Source organism: Mangrovimonas sp. CR14 (assembly GCF_011764015.1).
Lineage (GTDB): Bacteria > Bacteroidota > Bacteroidia > Flavobacteriales > Flavobacteriaceae > Mangrovimonas > Mangrovimonas futianensis.
Genome location: NZ_JAAFZY010000006.1, coordinates 170238 through 188108 on the forward strand (window position 1 = coordinate 170238; position 17871 = coordinate 188108).

Below are 17871 nucleotides of genomic sequence, written 5' to 3' on the forward strand. Positions count from 1 at the left end.
TAACTGAATAAGCTAAACATCAATCAAAAAAAGTCAATGAAGAAATTCCTTGTGTTCATGGCATGTTTCTATGCCTTAACCTCTATTGCCCAAACCAATCCATTTAAAATTTCTGGAAAACTAGTTGCAGAAGAAGATCAATCACCCTTAGAATCGGCTACTGTTTATTTACAAAGAGTTAAGGACAGCTCTTTGATTACCTATACCATTTCTGATAAAGACGGTCGATTCTCCCTACAAGAGAAAACGGGAGATACGGAAGCCAATTTGTTTGTTTCGTATGTAGGTTACAAAACCTATTATCAAAATATCAAATTGGATAAAGAGGTGATTGACCTTAAAAACATTGTCATGGCTGTAAGTTCTGATGCCTTGGATGAGGTGGTGATTAAGGCTTCGGCTCCTGTGACCATTAAAAAGGATACTTTAGAATTTAATGTGAAGTCCTTTAAAACCAAAAAAGATGCAACGGTAGAAGATTTACTGAAACAATTACCAGGGGTGACGGTTGAGGATGATGGAACTATTAAGGTCAATGGAAAATCTGTAAATAAAATTTTGGTTAATGGGAAGCCGTTTTTCGGTAATGATCCTAGTATTACAACCAAAAATTTAACCAAGGATATCATTGAAAAGATTCAGGTGGTAGACACCAAAAGTAAATCCGAGGCATTTACAGGAGAAGTGACTGATGGGGAAAACAAAACCATCAACCTAACTATTAAAGAAGAAAACAATAAAGGTGTTTTTGGAAGGGTGTCTGCAGGTGGCGGTACCGATGAGCGGTACGAATTTGCCGGAATGTTTAATTATTTTGATAACGATAGGCGAATCAGTGTTTTAGCAGGAGGGAATAACATCAATTCCCCCGGATTTAGTTTTGGGGAAATTGAAAAAATGTTTGGTCGTGGAAACAGTATGTCTTGGAACAGTAACGGTTCCTTTACGATTGATGGAAGAACTTTTGGTGGCGGACAAGGAATTACGACTTCCCAAAATGCAGGGATGAATTATGCAGATGTAATAGGAAAGGACACTGATGTTTCGGCCGATTATTTCTTTTCGGGAAGTAGCTCTTTTAATGAATCGACCACACAACGTGAAAACATTTTGCCCGATTCTAGATACTATACAGATTCGAGATCTAGAAGCGATAATGACACAGATAGCCATTCGGCAAATTTGGAATTTGATATAAAGGTTGACTCTACATTTTTGATCAATGTGCAGCCTTCGTTTCGTTATTCAAGAACCAAGACCTCCTTTGATAATGGAGAAAGTTCCTTCAATGATGAAAGACAATTGACCAATACATCGGCAACAAATTCCTTTGTGGAAAGAGATGGAAAAACCTTTAATAACCGAATCAATATCACCAAGAAGTTTGACAAAGGAGGGTATTTACGAGTTGGTATTACCAATGAAATAGGTCAATCAAACAGTGACGATTTCCTGAATTCTGAAACCTACGTCTATGGAGCGGATGAGTTGGACCCTAATAATCCAGACTTCATTTTAATTGATGAAACCATAAGAAACCAATTTACAGATGGGAATGGTGAAACCGAAAATTTGGGTTCTGAAATAAGGTATAGTATTCCCATTGTAGAAAAGAAGTTTTTTGTGAATTTGGAATACAAGTTTAATCGAAACAAGTCTACCGATGTTAAATCCACCTATGATTTGGATGATATGGGGGAATATTCTCAATTCAATGAAGATTTGAGTACAGACTTTGAGTATTTAGATCAAAATAGTACACCGGGATTATCCTTGAGCTACCGTGGCGAAAAATTCTCAGCTAGAGCTGGAGCCGAATATATTTTTAGAACGCTTGAAAACCGTGATAATTTAAGACCTCAATTTAATATAGAACGTGATTTTGAAGCGGTTCAATTATATTCCAATGCCAATTACCGATTTAGTGGTAAATCTTCGATGTATATGGGGTATAGGCTGAATAATGATCCGCCAGAATTATTCCAACTTCAAGCCTTTACAAATGTTTCAGACCCATTGAATACCATTGTAGGTAATCCCAATTTGGAGCCGTCAAACAATCATAGATTGTACATGGGATTCAACAATTATGACTTTCAAAAACATACAGGGTTTTGGTCTTATGTCAATGCTCGAGTAACAGATAATGCTGTGGTTTCCAAAACCATCATTGATGAAAACTTTGTGAGAGAAACAACTTATGAAAATGTCGATGGGAACTATCAAATTTATGCGGGAATGGATTACAATAAAGAAGTGAAAATAGATTCTTTAAGAACGGTGAGATTTGGGGTAGGTGCCAATGGTAATTTTTCAAGAAACGTCAACTTCAATAATGGAGTGCAATATGCCAGTGATGTGAGGTCTCTATCTCCAGAAGTAAACTTTAAGTTCACTTGGAAAGATGTATTTGAAATTCGACCTAGGTACTCGTTGACATTTACAAACAATTCATACGATTTGGAAGAATTTGAAGATCAGAGATTCCAATATCACAATTTGAATATTAGAACCGGGTTTTTCCTTCCAAAGAATCTTGAATGGCGAAATGATATAACCTTTAATTATAACCCCAACATTTCGGCCGGTTTCCAGAAAAGTGCTTGGTTCTGGAATACAACAGTGGCCTATTCCTTTCTACAGGATAAAGCGACAGCGACTTTTAAAGTCTATGATTTGTTAAACCAAAATACCAATGCCAGAAGAACGGCTACCCAGAATTATATTCAAGATTCACAGAGTACCGTATTGCAACAATATTTTATGTTGAGCTTTAGTTGGAAGTTCAATAGTTTGGGTAAAAAGGGAGAAGTGAATGACCGTGGTGGTTTCTGGATGGACTAAGAAATATTTAAAAATGAAATAACCAAAAAGGGGCGTCTCAAATTGAAACGCCCCTTTTCTTTTAATTATAATTGTGGAAGATCAGTCATTTTGGATGACGATTCTAAAAATGAAAATATAGGTGAGTTTGTTTAAATAAGAATCATTTTTATAAGGTAAACAGAAGTGTCAGAAATACTTGGGAAGGTCTTATAATATATGAACTTTGTAAACTATAATATTCATTATTTTGCATGTTAATATAGCTTTTTGTATTTAAAATATTATTCCACGAAAGCTTCACGTCTATAGGATGTTTTTTGAATGAATATTGGTATTGTATATTCAAGAAAACAGTATTTTGATTGCTTTGAAGGTTATTATAAAAATGTTCAAAATCTGCGTTTAAGAATTGGCGTTTACTTAGATAAAAAAAAGCAGATAAGGAATTGCTCCAATTTTTTACTCTCTCAAAACTTACATCCTTGGATTTTAGTTGTGAAGTTTTCAACTGGGTGTTCAAACCAATAGTGAGCCATTTATTTGCTTCAATATCGGCTTTAAATGCGAATTGCTTCCCAATAGTTTTATATTTATCAAATACATTATTTACTATCTGATCTCGTTTAAAAACAAAGAAGCTAGAGCTGCCAGTTAAGGTAGTTTTCCAATCATCGATATATTTACTAAGGTTCAATGCCATATTATTCTGAACTTGATTATTGTCTTGCTCAAGACTAAAAATAGTAATGGCGCCATTAGAAGACACTCGATAGTCAAACAATAGATTATTTTTAATTTTAGTTAAAGAAATTGAAACCGAACCAAACAACCCTTTAAGAGAATTCCTGTAGCGAAGAGCAAGGGATCCCCTGTGTTGAATTTGTTTACTCAAAACGGGCTCATTGCTGGTCAAACTTCTATAATTTTCCAATATTAAACCACGATGTAGGTTCTCTGCTTCACCAAATGAATTGGATATTTGTCCTGAAAACTGTGTTTCCCAAAAAGGAGTAAGTTTTTTAGATAGGAACAGATCAGGTTCAAATGTTAGTGGTTTAGAAGCGATATTATATTCGGGTGATTCTATATTTCTCAAAAATAAAGGTGTGCGCAAAGTTATACGCCATATATTATCCTTGTATTCAAATTTGTTTGTTAAAAATGTTGTGAAAGAGCGTAATCCATAATCATTAGTCGTTTCAGTTAATGGGTTATTATTAACACCAGTTATTATATCAGATTTAAATTCTTCCTTGATAAAGGAAAACCCAGCTGTTGGAACAATTGTAAAAACTCCTATTCTTTTCGTAAATCCTATAGAATTATGGGTGTAAAAGGTATGATAATTCAAAAATTGGTGTGTTTTCTCATAGTTTTCACCATTATTAAAGTAATCAATAAAAACTCCTGGGGTTACCATCAATTCTTGAGAGGTATTTACGTAGCCTACACTAGAGTTGAATTCTAGTAGCTGCTTTCCCATTGGTTTTAATATATGAAACTGGTTTTTAAGATTCCAGAAAGGGTTTAAAGCCTGTTGTGAGATTGAAGTGATATTATTTTTGATAAAACCATGATTCTTGTCCCAATAATTATTAGAACTAAATACATTTTTAAAGTAATTTTTCTTCACGTTTTTTTCTAACGTAATTTTAGTATTTAAGGAATGTAAACGAAAAGTATTTTCTATACTTTCAAAATAGTTTAAGTTGTTGGAGGCATTTTTGTAAATACTTTCTTGGAATCCATTTTCTTTTCGAGTTCCATTTAAGTAGGATAAATTAACTTTTAAGTCTAATCCTTTTTTTAATCTCTCAAGGTGATTTGCTGAACCAAAATGATCCTTATTATTTAACCATCTTTCATTAGAGAATGGCGGGTTTTGTAATTGTTGAATCTTTAAAAAATTCCTTTTTGAATCATCAAATATAGGTAAGTTGGATTGGGATGGTGAAAAATCAGAATTGTATGAAGATAAATCCTCTCCAATATTATTGTACTGATAACTAGTGAAGGTTTGTCGCTTTTTAGAAAGTAAGAATGGTGTGATTTCTGTTTTAAGCAAACCCGGAGAAAAGCCAATACCTCCTTCAACTTTACCGCTCAAACTTACATTATTTTTCAATTTGATATTGATAGAAGTACGTTGTGAACCTACCAAACTATCCAAAACTTTAATGGGTTGGTGATTCTCTAGAATTTCTACACGAGCTACATCTTCAACAGAAATACTTTCATTGGCAAGTTTATACTTTCCTTCCATTAAGTCTAGACCTTCAATGTAGTATTTTTCAATAGGCTCCCCCATATAGGTGATCTGTCCTGATGGAAGAATACTTAGTCCAGGCATTTTTTCTATAACATCAGCTATAGTCCTGTCGCTCTGATTTTTAAAAGTAGAAACATTGTAAGCAATGGTGTCTCCTCTTTTCCTAATCGGATCAGATTTTAAAAAAACTTCTTTCAGTTGTTCCACAGATTCCTGTAATACAATATCCAAATGTGTATTTTTTTTTGAGAGTACTTTTTTCCATTTCTTAAATCCCAAAGACTGTATTTCAATTTCGAGTCCTTCTTTTTCTAAATTAATTTGAAATGAAAAGCCCCCTAATTCGTCAGTAATGGCATATGCTATAATTGCTTGAGAATTTGTGTTTTTTATAGTTGAGACAGCACCAACTAAAGGATTGCCTGAATTATCTTTTACAATGCCTGTTAGCTGGGTTTGGGAAAATGAAACAAAACAAACTAATCCTAAAATAATGAATGACCATACCTTCATAAATTATTCCAATTCTAGAGGATTATTTTCCTTTTCCAACAACTTGGCAAAAGATTCGATATATTTTTTATGAACCTCTGGGGTTATGGTAATATTAGGATTTTTAGAATAACTAAAAGGGTCGCGCCTATAACGAAGTTCAGTTTCCTTAAATGTTTCTCTATCTGTTAGAATGTAATGCTTTAAATTTGTTTTGAAGGCTGTGTTAGTTTTCAGCTTCTCAAAACCTAGTAATTCAAAATGATAGTGTTTTTGTATGTCATACAATTCAATAATTAAGCCTGGTAAACCATTAAATTTATAGGGACCATCCATAATAGGTATTTCTGTGGTGAACCAAACAATATAATTTCTACCCGAAAATTTTACTGTAGCTTTTTGAGCATTATATTCATTGATGATTTTCGTTTCTCCAGTTAGTTTCCAATTAAATTGGTTTTTAGGTTGTTCGTAATAAAAAAAGTCTTCTTTAATTTGACGGGTGAAGTATAATACATCCTTTTTATAGTCCTTTATTATAAAATATTGAAAATCTGTAACCGCCGTTTTTGAAGTATGCCCAGAATTACTAAACACTACTGGTTGATTGCCTATTGCTTTAGAACGACTGGAAAAAACAGAAGTATTTTCGCCAATCAATAGAACCATAATTTCCATTTTAGGATTATTTACGGATGTAGAATCTAGACTATATGTAAGTTTATAGGTGGCTTTATACTGAAATTGATCCTTAAGGTTTTGTGAATAAAGACTAACTGAAAATAAAATAAAAAATAAAGTGATTTTCATAAGAGGTAATATGATGATATTGAGGGAGATGTTAATTTACAATATTCTTTCAATAAAAGAGATGTCTTCTTAAATTTAATATGAATTCATAGCTATTTAGACTTAGTATAATGGTCTTTGCTTTAGAAATTTAAAGATTTAGAAAGAGTTTTAACTGTTGAACAGGCTATACTTGTGATTTTCGGAGAGATTAGCCAACGTTTTTAAAATTTAAAATCAAAAAAGGGCGTCTCAAATTGAAACGCCCCTTTTCTTTGTAAGTTACAAAGAAAGATTTACCAACTTCCTCCAGCACCACCGCCGCTAAAGCCGCCGCCTCCAAAGCCACCGCCAAAGCCGCCACCTCCGAAGCTTCCTCCGCCACCAAAGCCGCCAGAGGATCTGCCGTAACCACCTCTTCCCATATTGCTCAATATAATGGCGTCCCAAATATCAAAGCCGCTAGAGCGTCTTCCTCCAGAGCCACCCCCGCCCCGTTTATTTTTTGATAGGGCAATGATAAAGACAATAAGGAAAAAGATGAGAATAATGATGGGGCCTATAGGGAACTCATTGGATTGCGAGGATTTGCGAGTTCCTTTATAAGTACCCTCCAATACTTTAAAAATAGCATCGGTTCCTTTATCTAAACCTCCATAGTAGTCCCCTTTTTTAAACTCTGGGATAATGATGTTTCTTATGAGTTCTCCAGTAATACCTGCTGTTAATTTATGTTCAACGCCATAACCTGGAGAGATCCATATTTTTCGATCCTGATACGATAGTAAAACAAACACGCCGTTATCTTCCTTGGCCTGACCAACTCCCCATTCGTGAGCCCATTTTGGTGCTAGTAAACCAATGTTTTCGCCTTTTGTGCTCTCAATGATGGCTACTACAATTTGCGTTGAAGTAGTGTCAGAGTATTTTATCAACTTGTTTTCAAGATTGCTTTTTTGAGAGCTATTCAACAAGTTAATATAGTCGTAAACACTGGTCTGCTCCTTAGGAACAGGCGGAATATCAAATTGTGCTTGAGTTACTGAGGTTAAAAGTAATAGCGACAATAAGGTCCAGAGATGTTTGAAACCCCATAGTTTATTGCCTTGTTTGTTTATTATCATGAAATGGAACCTTTTGAAATATCGTCTGGTAATTCGTTTATATCATTGGCATCCCAAGGGAAAAAGGATTCCAGTTCCTTTCCAGCTTTGAGGATACCATCAATAAGTCCTTGTTTAAAATGTCCTTGTTTAAATTGAGCTTGGATGGCATTTTTGGTGGTCTCCCAAAAATCATGTTCTACTACCTCATTAATGCCTTTATCTCCATAAATGACAAACGAGTGGTCATCAACTGCGACATAAATAAGTACGCCATTTTGCTGTTTGGTGTTATCCATTTTTAATAAATGAAAAACCTCCAAGGCTCTTTCAAAGGTGTCTTTTTTGGCTTCTCTTTCAATGTGAACCCTTATCTCACCAGAAGTATTTTTTTCTGCAATCCTAATGGCTTCAATAATTTCCTGCTCTTCTTCAGAAGTTAAAAAGTCTTCAATGTTGGACATAATGTTTAATCAAATTGGAAATCAACTTCTACCGGCTTTTCAGCTCCTGCTTCAGCATCAAAATAGGGCTTACCTTCAAAATTGAAGATGCCTGCTAAAATGGAGTTTGGAAACTTCTTAACATGGTTGTTATAAGGTTTTATAGCCTCGTTATAACGTGTTCTCGCAGTTTGAATCGTATTTTCCGTACTGGTCAATTCGTCTTGAAGCTTTAAGAAATTTTGATTGGCCTTAAGATCTGGATACTTTTCTACGGTTACCAATAACCTGGACAAAGCACTGCTCAAGCCACCTTGAGCCTCGTTGAATTGTTTTAATTGTTCTGGTGTGATATTAGAAGGATCAATAGTAGTTTGCGTTGCTTTAGAACGGGCTTCAATCACTTCTGTTAAAGTAGTGCGTTCAAAATCAGCAGCTCCTTTTACGGTGTTTACTAAATTGCCAATCAAATCATTTCTTCTTTGGTAGGAGGTTTGAACATTACCCCAAGCTTCGCTTACGTTTTCGTTTAATTCTACAGCGGTATTGTTAAATCCTACTGCCCACCTATAAACTCCAAATCCTACAACAAGGATAATAATTAAGGGTATAAGCCATTTTTTCATAATAGTGACGTGTTTAAAGTTTTAAAATGTTATGATGATTAATACAAATAATTTGTAGCTTGATTTAGAAAATTGTTACAGCTGTTCTTTAATTTTAATGAGCTGAGATTTAATACTTTCTAATTTACTAATTATTTCAAAATTACTAAGGGATTTTTTCTTTTCCTCTTTGAGATGTGTTTTGGCGCCATCAAGCGTAAACCCACGTTCTTTTACCAAATGATAAATGAACTGAAGGTTTTTTATGTCTTCTGGTGTGAATTTTCGGTTTCCTTTGGCGTTTTTTTTAGGTTTTAAAACATCAAATTCTTTTTCCCAAAAACGAATCAATGAGGTATTGACTTCAAAAGCCTTGGCCACTTCGCCAATTGTGTAATATCGTTTTTCGGGCAAATTGATGTGCATCAGTCAAGAGATTGATTTTCCATACTCGCATGTTGCAGTAATTCATCAAACTCCTCGGCAGTTAAACTTCCGTAGTAGAAATTGATGGGGTTGATGCGTTCGCCGTCTTTATGGACTTCATAATGGAGGTGTGGTGCTTCAGATCTACCGGTACTTCCTACAAAACCTATCAAATCACCGCGTTTCACTTTTTGATTTTTCTTGACGTTGTATTTGTAAAGGTGCCCATAGATGGTCACATAGCCATAACCATGATCAATCTCTATGTGATTCCCATAACCTGTAGCTCTATTGTCAGCACGTGTTACAACACCGTCTCCTGTGGCATAAATAGGCGTTCCCCTAGGAGCTGAAAAGTCCATGCCCCAGTGCATTTTTCTTGCCTTTGTAAAAGGGTCAGAACGCACGCCATAACCAGAAGCCATTCGGCGTAAATCTTCATTTCTTACAGGTTGAATGGCAGGAATGGCTGCTAGTAATTTTTCTTTTTCTTCAGCCAATTTGGCTATTTCATCAAGAGATTTGGACTGAACCACAATCTGTTTTTGAAGGATGTCCAAACGCTTGTTGGTTTCAATGATCAATTTGGAGTTGTTAAATCCTTCTAGGTCTTTATAGCGATTGATACCCCCAAAACCAGCTCTACGCTGTTCTTCTGGAATAGGATTGGCCTCAAAATATAAGCGGTATATGTTGTTGTCTCGATCTTCAATACTTGATAAAACGGCTTCGGCCTCATTCATCTTTTTGTTGATTAACTGGTATTGCAATTGAAGATTTGATAATTCACGTTTTAGAGCACGCTCCTTAGGAGATTCGATATACTGGCTTGAAATGAATACTGACAAAAAACCAAAGAGGGCAGAGGCCAATAAAAAAACAGAAATATACTTAAAGGTCCTTCTTTTTTTGCGCTCTATTTTTCGGTATGAAAGGGTTTCTGGATCGTAATAATATTTTACCTTACTCATTACTTAAATTATGCTATTTTTGCAATTAGTAAAAATCATTTAAATAGATTGATTTTAAAGCGAAACGAACAAAGATAAAAATTGTTTCGCAATTAATATAATTTTAACAGCAACGAGAATTTCCAACTCTATGAAATCGCAAGAGATTCGCTCTACTTTTTTAAACTTTTTTGAGAATAAAAGTCACCTAATTGTGCCATCGGCTCCGATGGTTTTAAAGGATGATCCTACCTTAATGTTTGTCAATTCGGGAATGGCTCCTTTTAAGGAATACTTTTTAGGCAATACAGAACCCAAAAGTAGCCGAATTGCCGATTCCCAGAAATGTCTTAGAGTTTCAGGAAAACACAACGATCTGGAAGAAGTAGGGTATGACACTTACCATCATACGCTTTTTGAGATGTTGGGAAATTGGAGTTTTGGAGATTATTTTAAAAAAGAGGCTATTGCTTGGGCTTGGGAATTATTAACCGAAGTTTACAAGATAGATAAAGAGATTCTTTACGTCACTGTTTTTGAAGGAAATGAAGCTGAAGGCATCCCTATGGATCAAGAAGCCTATGATTTGTGGAAGGCTATCATACCTGAAGACAGAATCCTGTTAGGAAATAAGAAAGACAATTTTTGGGAAATGGGAGATCAAGGTCCTTGTGGTCCTTGTAGTGAGATTCATGTAGATATTCGTTCTGCGGAAGAAAAGGCTCAAAAATCTGGAAGAGAATTGGTGAATCAAGACCACCCACAAGTGGTAGAAATTTGGAATTTGGTATTCATGCAGTACAACCGAAAAGCCAATGGCTCTTTGGAAAATTTACCAAATAGGCATATTGATACCGGGATGGGATTTGAGCGCTTATGTATGGTGTTACAGGGAAAACAAAGTAACTATGATACTGATGTTTTTACTCCGATAATAAGAGAGATAGAAACTATTTCTAGAGTAAATTATGGCAAGGATGAAAAAATTGATGTAGCAGTTCGGGTTATAGCAGATCATGTGAGAGCTGTTGCTTTTTCTATTGCAGACGGACAATTGCCAAGTAATACTGGAGCTGGATATGTCATAAGAAGAATTCTTAGAAGAGCCATTCGATATAGCTTCACCTTTTTAGATCAAAAAGAACCATTTATTTATAAGCTAATAGAAACGCTTTCAAATCAAATGGGGGAGGCCTTTCCTGAAATCAGAAAGCAGCGTGTATTAATAGAAAATGTCATACGAGAAGAGGAGCAATCCTTTTTGAGAACGTTGGATCAAGGATTGTTATTATTGGCGGGAGTTATTGAAACTTCAAAGGAAAAAACAATTTCTGGTAAAAAAGCTTTCGAATTGTACGACACCTATGGATTTCCTTTGGATTTAACACAATTAATTGCTCGTGAAAAAGGATATCAAGTAGATGTAGAGGCTTTTCAAGCAGAGATGCAAAAACAAAAGGACCGATCTAGACAAGCTTCTGCTTCAGAAACTTCAGACTGGGTCATTTTGAAAGACGATGATGTGGAAGAATTTGTAGGTTATGACCGATTACAGGTAGATGTTCGCATTACTCGTTACCGAAAAGTGACTACAAAGAAAGATGGAGAGCAATATCAATTGGTTTTCAACCTGACACCTTTCTATCCAGAAGGTGGTGGACAAATAGGAGATAGAGGGCATATAGAAAGTTCTAATGGTGATGTGGTTTATGTCAGAGATACAAAAAAGGAAAACAATGTCATTATTCATTTTGTAAAGAACTTACCAAAGAATATAGAAGAAACTTTTAAAGCTGTGGTTAACGAGGAAGCAAGGAACTTAACGGCCTCTAATCATACAGCGACACATTTATTACATCAAGCTTTGAGAAGTATTCTTGGGACTCATGTGGAGCAAAAAGGGTCTTTGGTGAAAGCAAAAGGTTTGCGTTTTGATTTTTCACACTTTTCAAAGGTAGAGAAGGATCAATTACAGCAAATAGAAGATTTCGTTAATGCTCGAATCAGAGAAAATATTCCATTACAAGAACAACGTAATATTCCTATTCAAGAGGCTATTAATGAGGGAGCCATGGCTTTATTTGGAGAGAAATATGGCGATAGTGTACGTACCATAAGATTCGGGAATTCAATAGAACTTTGTGGGGGAACCCATGTGCAAGAAACGGGTAAAATTTGGTACTTTAAGATTGTTTCTGAAAGCGCTGTAGCATCAGGGATTAGAAGGGTTGAAGCTATTACAAATGCTGAGGTTGGGGATTATTTTATTGAAATAGATAGAGACTATCAATCACTAAAGGAGTTGTTAAAAAGTCCTAAAGATCCTGTGACTGTGGTTCAAGAACTTCAAGAAGAAAACAATGCGCTTAAGAAAGAAATAGAAAACTTGTTGAAAGAAAAGGCCAAAAACTTGAAAGGAGACTTGCAACAGGAAATCACCGAAGTGAATGGAGTACAGTTCTTAGCCAAACAAGTGGATTTGGATGCAGCCGGAATTAAGGATTTGAGTTTTGAATTAGGCGGACAAATGGACAATCTTTTCCTGTTATTTGGTACCGAGCAAAATGGAAAAGCGATGTTGTCATGCTATATTTCTAAAGAGTTGGTAGCAGATAAAGGTTTGAATGCAGGAACTATTGTCAGGGAGCTAGGAAAGTACATTCAAGGAGGCGGTGGCGGACAGCCATTTTTTGCTACAGCAGGAGGTAAAAACCCGGCGGGGATCAAAGAGGCATTGGATCACGCCAAGACTTATTTAAATTGATACATTGAAATTTAGAACCGAAATAACTTTAAACAAAGAAAAGGAAGGTCTCATTGATTACGATTCCAAGCTTTTTTTAATCGGTTCTTGTTTTGTAGAAAATATAGGTTCAAAATTGAACTATTTTAAATTCCAGTCGGTACACAACCCGATTGGAATTTTTTTTCACCCGCTAGCCATTGAGAGGTTTGTTCAAAGGGTTGTTGACGACATTCCATACAAGTCTGAGGATGTTTTTGAGATGGATGGCGTTTGGAAATCATTTGAGGCCCACTCACAGATGAATGCTCTTGATCTGGAAGACTTACTCCAAAATTTAAATCAATCCCAGCAGAATACACTCAAAACTGTAAAGGAGGCTACCCATGTAGTCATCACTTTAGGAACAGCATGGGTATATGAACATCAAGCTTCTGAAAAAGTTGTGGCTAATTGCCATAAAGTACCTCAAAAGGAATTTAAAAAGAAGCTTTTGTCTATAGAGGAGATAGTTTCAAGTTTAATGAAAATAACTTCATTGTTAAGACAGCTTAACCCAACTGTAAAGATCATTTTTACAGTTTCTCCTATCAGACATATTAAGGATGGTTTTGTTGAAAACACAAGAAGCAAAGCGCATCTTTTGGCAGCTATTCACCAAATAATTGATGATTTGGATTTATTCTATTTCCCCGCATATGAAATTATGATGGACGATTTAAGGGATTACCGTTGTTATGCAGAGGATTTGGTTCATCCCAATAATATGGCTATCGACTACATCTGGAATTTGTTTCAAAAGGTATGGTTTTCGGAATCAACCGAACCCATCATGAAACGCGTGGATAAAATTCAAAAAGGCTTGCAACACAAACCGTTTAATCCTGAATCAGAATCTCACAAAACTTTTCTTAGTCAATTGGAGAGAGAAAAGTTAGAACTACAGAAAGAAATTCCGTCTATACATTTTTAATAAATACGACATTTGTCGTATTGAATTTAATTTCAGTAGGTTGCATTTTTGCTGAACTATTAATCAAAACTTATTGAAATGAAAACATTTAAATTGACACTTATGCTATTTATGGCATTGGGTTTCGTAACGCTCACTTCTTGTAAAAAGGACGACGATGGCGGTGATCCGGGTGATACTCAAGCGGCATCAGGAACCATTACAGCAAAAATTAATGGAGAGAGTTTTACTTCTTTGGAGATAACCTCTTTTGCTACTGTACAATCAGGGGGAGGTAATACGGTTCTGGTAATGCAGGGAAACTCCTCATCTCAAGCAATCAATATTCAAATTAATTATTATGATGGAGTAGGTACCTATGATATAACTGATGAAAGTGTCTTTATTCTCGCTTCTTATATTGAGCCCAACACCCAGAATCCTGCCCAAAGTCAAACTTGGAGTGCTCCTTTTGATGCATCTGGGGTGGTTGGGGAAATTAATATTTCAGAAGAAACGGATGCTACCATAAAGGGGACTTTTCAATTTACAGCCAAAAACCCGAATGATGGATCAACTAGAGAAGTAACGGATGGTTCTTTCAATTTAAATAAAATGTAGTTAATTAATGATGTCAAAGGGGTTTGTTTAGCAAAATTTAAAAAGTAAAAATAAGTGCAAAACCCTTAATCTTTTAGAATGAGTAGTTTGTCGATTAAATTACTAGGAATTGATATTTTTAACTATATTTAGGAAGCTATTAATCAATTTAATAAGAAAGACATCAGTAGAAGGATCGTAAGATCTCCATTGATGTCTTTTTTTATATTACCATGACAAAGATTCCCCTTCTTTTCTGTTGTTTTTTTTCCTTAAGTTTTTCTTTGATTTCACAAAACCTGGATAGTCTTTATGCAGCCACAAAGGAAATGAAAAATGATTCGGTAAAAATTAGAGCCTTAAACAGAATTGCTTCTTCTTATCTCTTTAACGATGCTAAAAAAGCATTAGATATGATTGAAGAAGGTGAGCATCTCGCTAAGCAAAGCCAATTTATGTTTGGCTTGATAGAACTTACCAATACCCATGGAATCTATATGGATATTACAGGGAAAGCTGACTCGGCTAGATATTATTTTGAAAAGGCTTTGAAATTGAGCCGAGATCATCAATTCAAAAACATTGAGGTCATGTGTTTGAATAACTTAGGGATGTTCCATTGGAACCAAAGTCATTATAAGCAAGCGTTAAATTACTTTTTTCAGGCTTTGAAAATGTATGAAAATCAAGGGAGTGAAAGAGGTACAGCTGCGCCACTTAATAATATCGGATTGATTTATCAAGACATGAATTTGCCTGAAAAATCACTAGAGTATCACCAAAAAGCCTTGGAAATTAGGGAGAAATACAATTTAGAAAAAGAACAAGTAGCATCATTAAACAACATAGGGATAAATCTAAAAACCTTGGGTAGGTTTCATGAAGCGGTTATGGTTCTTGAAAAAGGTCTTAAGCTTGCCGACAAAAGCAACAATAAAATTGGCTATTATCAAATATTAGACAACTTGGCTAATGCTTATCAAGAACTTGGAGACTATAGCAAAGCCATAGATTTGTACTTTAAGGCATTAAATAAGCCTGAGAATTATGAGTTTGACGAAAGAGAAAATATTTCAATTTTAGTGAATTTAGTTTCTCTTTTCAATTACAAAAATCAACCTAAGGAAGCTTTGAAATATTCCAAACAGGCTTTTGATCTCATAGATAAATACCCTGCTGAAAGCATTGCTAATGGAGAGTTATATTTAAATACAGCTGAAAGTTATTTCATGCTTCAGGATTTGGATCAGGCCAGACAGCTAACTAAAGAATATGTGGTTTTAAAGGATTCCCTTTTTTCTAAGGAAAATGCTAAAGAGTTTGCCAATTTGGAAGTGAAATATGACACCGAAAAGAAAGAGAAGCAAATACTAGTTCATAGGGCTGAACTAGCTGAGCAAAAGCTTACCATTCAAAACAAAAACTATCAGATTTACGGAGCCATTGCTGCAGCCGTTTTATTAGGGGTAATTGGCTTTTTTATGTACAACCAACAAAAGCTTAAAAATATTCAGTTGGCTAAAGAAAGCGAACTTAAAAGTGCTCTTTTAAAAATTGAAACGCAAAACAAGTTACAAGAACAACGGTTGCGCATTTCAAGAGATCTTCATGATAATATAGGAGCACAATTGACCTTCATCATTTCATCTTTAGATAATTTAAAGTATGCCTATAATATCCAAGATGGTCGTCTTAAAGATAAATTGGACGAAATTGGGCATTTTGCTTCAGATACGATCTTTGAATTGCGAGATACCATTTGGGCAATGAATAAGGAGTATATAACCATTGAAGACCTTCAGTCACGTATTATCAATTATTTGGAAAAAGCTAAAAAGGCTACCCAAGGCGTTCAATTTCATTTAGGACTTGCTCCAACGGTTGATAAAACGGATGTGTTCGACTCGATAAAAGGTATTGCTGTTTATCGAATGGTTCAGGAAAGTATTCATAATGCTTTAAAGCATGCCAATGCTTCTGAAATCATAATAGAAATTGATAAGCCTAAAAACTATCTGGTCACCATAAAGGATAACGGTCAAGGTTTTTCCATTGATGATGTAAACCGGGGAAATGGGCTGCATAACCTAGAAAAGCGTTCAGGAGACATTGGAGCTTATTGCCAGATTGATTCTAAACCAGGAGTTGGCACTCAAATTACTTTAAGTTTACCACCTCATAATAGTTTAAGCAATGCCAGTTAAAATTGTTGTTGTAGATGATAATTCCTTTCTGATAAAGACGGTAAAAGAAAAATTGTCTTTTTTTGAAGATTTACTTTGTAAGTATACTGCAATACAAGGTGAAGATTTGTTGGAGAAACTTGAGAAAGACCATCTCGTCGATTTGATTTTAATGGATATTGAAATGCCACAGTTAAACGGTATTGAAGCTACCGCCCATGTGAAAAAGAAATACCCGCAGATTAAGATTATTATGCTTACCGTTTTTGATAATGACGAACATATTTTCAAGGCAATAAAAGCTGGGGCAGACGGCTATTTGTTGAAAGATATTAATGCTCAGGATTTACATGATGGTATTCTAGATACCATGAATGGAGGAGCAGCAATGAATCCTTCCATAGCTCTAAAGACCCTTAAGCTTCTTAGGGAGCCCATGGAACTGGAGGATGGCAATTGTCAAGAGGAAATCACTTTAACCAAAAGGGAGATAGATGTTTTAGAACAATTGAGTAAAGGATTAAGTTATATCCAAATATCAGATAATCTATTGATTTCTTCAGGAACCGTTAGAAAGCATATTGAAAATATTTACAAGAAGTTACAGGTTCATAACAAATTGGAGGCAGTTCAGAAGGCTAAAAACAACAAGTTGATTTAATTATTAATTAACCTTTCAGTAATATAAATATTCTATTTCATACTTATTTTTACACAGCTATTAATTTATCAAAGGGGTAAAAGCATTGGTTAGGCTTTGTTGTCGAAGCAACCAATGCTTTTTGTATTTTAGGGCTATGCGAAAAATCATATTGGGAGTTGTTATTGCCTTGGCAATTATTTTTGTTTTTAGGCAATGCGAAAACAAAAAGGAAGATCAGATTATACTACAGGAAAACTCCGATCTTATTTTGGAACAAATTAAGAATGTTGGTAAGCTGGTGGTTACCGAGGGTCACTTCAGTGATGTGTTTACCTATAAAAATTCAAAGGCGCTTTTTGGCGATTTGATCAGCGCAGAAAAGAAGGCATTGGTCGTCGTCAATGCCGATGTTACAATTGCTTATGATTTGAGTCAAATTGAATATGAATTGGATGAATCAACCAAAACATTGAGAATACTGAGCATACCAAAGGAAGAAATAAAGGTCAATCCAGATTTTGAATATTACGATGTGCAAGCAGATTTTCTTAATCAGTTTGAGGCCAAGGACTATAACCAGATTAAAAATAAGGTGAAAGTTTCCTTGATGAAGAAAATTGAAGCTTCCGATTTAAAGAAAAACGCCGAAAATAGATTGATAAGCGAGCTCTCCAAATTTTATATTCTTACCAATAGTTTGGGATGGACTTTGGAATATAACGGCTCATCTATTAATGAAATAGAAGAACTTGAATTTTTGCCATTTTAAATCAAACTAGAATATTTTATGTTTTGGTTTATCTCCGCGAAAAACCTCATGATTATCATTTTTAAAAATCATTAAAAA

Annotated in this window: 14 protein-coding genes; 7 read left to right on the forward strand and 7 right to left on the reverse strand. The window is 35.0% G+C overall.

The window, feature by feature from the left end:
* Positions 1 to 36 precede the first annotated feature (36 nt).
* Positions 37 to 2844 carry an outer membrane beta-barrel protein gene (locus GZ212_RS13265; RefSeq protein ID WP_166961176.1) on the forward strand — a complete coding sequence of 936 codons (2808 nt, stop codon included), beginning with the start codon at positions 37 to 39 and terminating at the stop codon, positions 2842 to 2844.
* Between the two features lie 148 nt (positions 2845 to 2992).
* Here the strand turns inward: GZ212_RS13265 and GZ212_RS13270 are convergent, their stop codons facing one another.
* The 7 genes from GZ212_RS13270 to GZ212_RS13300 form a co-directional block, all read right to left on the reverse strand.
* A complete protein-coding gene (locus tag GZ212_RS13270) occupies positions 2993 to 5608 on the reverse strand; it encodes a carboxypeptidase-like regulatory domain-containing protein (protein ID WP_166961178.1) in 2616 nt (871 codons plus the stop codon).
* 3 nt (positions 5609 to 5611) lie between these two features.
* Positions 5612 to 6397, reverse strand: a complete 786-nt coding sequence (locus tag GZ212_RS13275) for a GLPGLI family protein (RefSeq protein WP_166961180.1) — start codon at positions 6395 to 6397, stop codon at positions 5612 to 5614.
* A 275-nt stretch (positions 6398 to 6672) separates the two neighbouring features.
* Positions 6673 to 7500, reverse strand: coding sequence for a YgcG family protein (locus tag GZ212_RS13280; protein WP_166961182.1), 828 nt, complete (start codon positions 7498 to 7500; stop codon positions 6673 to 6675).
* The gene (locus GZ212_RS13285; RefSeq protein WP_166961184.1) at positions 7497 to 7943 is read right to left on the reverse strand and encodes a TPM domain-containing protein; all 447 of its coding nucleotides are present in this window, start codon (positions 7941 to 7943) and stop codon (positions 7497 to 7499) included. The genes GZ212_RS13280 and GZ212_RS13285 overlap by 4 nt, the downstream gene beginning before the upstream one ends.
* Before the next feature lie 5 nt (positions 7944 to 7948).
* Entirely contained in the window at positions 7949 to 8548 is a 600-nt protein-coding gene (locus GZ212_RS13290; RefSeq protein ID WP_166961186.1) for a LemA family protein, read from the reverse strand.
* Positions 8549 to 8623: 75 nt separating this feature from the next.
* Positions 8624 to 8953 carry a MerR family transcriptional regulator gene (locus GZ212_RS13295; protein ID WP_166961188.1) on the reverse strand — a complete coding sequence of 110 codons (330 nt, stop codon included), beginning with the start codon at positions 8951 to 8953 and terminating at the stop codon, positions 8624 to 8626.
* Entirely contained in the window at positions 8953 to 9924 is a 972-nt protein-coding gene (locus tag GZ212_RS13300; protein WP_053970200.1) for a M23 family metallopeptidase, read from the reverse strand. The genes GZ212_RS13295 and GZ212_RS13300 overlap by 1 nt, the downstream gene beginning before the upstream one ends.
* Before the next feature lie 130 nt (positions 9925 to 10054).
* Between GZ212_RS13300 and alaS the strand changes: the two genes are divergently transcribed.
* The 6 genes from alaS to GZ212_RS13330 all read left to right on the forward strand — a co-directional run bounded on the left by alaS (position 10055) and on the right by GZ212_RS13330 (position 17793).
* Positions 10055 to 12667 carry an alanine--tRNA ligase gene (gene alaS, locus GZ212_RS13305; RefSeq protein ID WP_166961190.1) on the forward strand — a complete coding sequence of 871 codons (2613 nt, stop codon included), beginning with the start codon at positions 10055 to 10057 and terminating at the stop codon, positions 12665 to 12667.
* Between the two features lie 4 nt (positions 12668 to 12671).
* Positions 12672 to 13619, forward strand: coding sequence for a GSCFA domain-containing protein (locus GZ212_RS13310; RefSeq protein ID WP_166961192.1), 948 nt, complete (start codon positions 12672 to 12674; stop codon positions 13617 to 13619).
* Between the two features lie 78 nt (positions 13620 to 13697).
* Positions 13698 to 14219, forward strand: coding sequence for a DUF6252 family protein (locus GZ212_RS13315; RefSeq protein WP_166961195.1), 522 nt, complete (start codon positions 13698 to 13700; stop codon positions 14217 to 14219).
* 263 nt (positions 14220 to 14482) lie between these two features.
* Positions 14483 to 16402: a tetratricopeptide repeat protein gene (locus GZ212_RS13320; protein WP_166961198.1), complete on the forward strand. Its 1920-nt coding sequence runs from the start codon at positions 14483 to 14485 to the stop codon at positions 16400 to 16402.
* Entirely contained in the window at positions 16392 to 17042 is a 651-nt protein-coding gene (locus GZ212_RS13325; RefSeq protein WP_166961201.1) for a response regulator transcription factor, read from the forward strand. The genes GZ212_RS13320 and GZ212_RS13325 overlap by 11 nt, the downstream gene beginning before the upstream one ends.
* Positions 17043 to 17178: 136 nt before the next feature.
* Positions 17179 to 17793, forward strand: a complete 615-nt coding sequence (locus GZ212_RS13330) for a DUF4230 domain-containing protein (protein ID WP_166961204.1) — start codon at positions 17179 to 17181, stop codon at positions 17791 to 17793.
* The last annotated feature ends 78 nt before the right edge of the window (positions 17794 to 17871 follow it).

Bases quoted from the DNA above. Each gene is read 5' to 3' on its own strand.
- GZ212_RS13265 (WP_166961176.1), top strand. From the start codon at position 37: ATGAAGAAATTCCTTGTGTTCATGGCATGTTTCTATGCCTTAACCTCT.
- GZ212_RS13300 (WP_053970200.1), bottom strand. From the start codon at position 9,924: ATGAGTAAGGTAAAATATTATTACGATCCAGAAACCCTTTCATACCGA.
- GZ212_RS13285 (WP_166961184.1), bottom strand. From the start codon at position 7,943: ATGTCCAACATTGAAGACTTTTTAACTTCTGAAGAAGAGCAGGAAATT.
- GZ212_RS13295 (WP_166961188.1), bottom strand. From the start codon at position 8,953: ATGCACATCAATTTGCCCGAAAAACGATATTACACAATTGGCGAAGTG.
- GZ212_RS13275 (WP_166961180.1), bottom strand. From the start codon at position 6,397: ATGAAAATCACTTTATTTTTTATTTTATTTTCAGTTAGTCTTTATTCA.
- GZ212_RS13290 (WP_166961186.1), bottom strand. From the start codon at position 8,548: ATGAAAAAATGGCTTATACCCTTAATTATTATCCTTGTTGTAGGATTT.
- GZ212_RS13315 (WP_166961195.1), top strand. From the start codon at position 13,698: ATGAAAACATTTAAATTGACACTTATGCTATTTATGGCATTGGGTTTC.
- GZ212_RS13270 (WP_166961178.1), bottom strand. From the start codon at position 5,608: ATGAAGGTATGGTCATTCATTATTTTAGGATTAGTTTGTTTTGTTTCA.
- alaS (WP_166961190.1), top strand. From the start codon at position 10,055: ATGAAATCGCAAGAGATTCGCTCTACTTTTTTAAACTTTTTTGAGAAT.
- GZ212_RS13280 (WP_166961182.1), bottom strand. From the start codon at position 7,500: ATGATAATAAACAAACAAGGCAATAAACTATGGGGTTTCAAACATCTC.
- GZ212_RS13325 (WP_166961201.1), top strand. From the start codon at position 16,392: ATGCCAGTTAAAATTGTTGTTGTAGATGATAATTCCTTTCTGATAAAG.
- GZ212_RS13330 (WP_166961204.1), top strand. From the start codon at position 17,179: ATGCGAAAAATCATATTGGGAGTTGTTATTGCCTTGGCAATTATTTTT.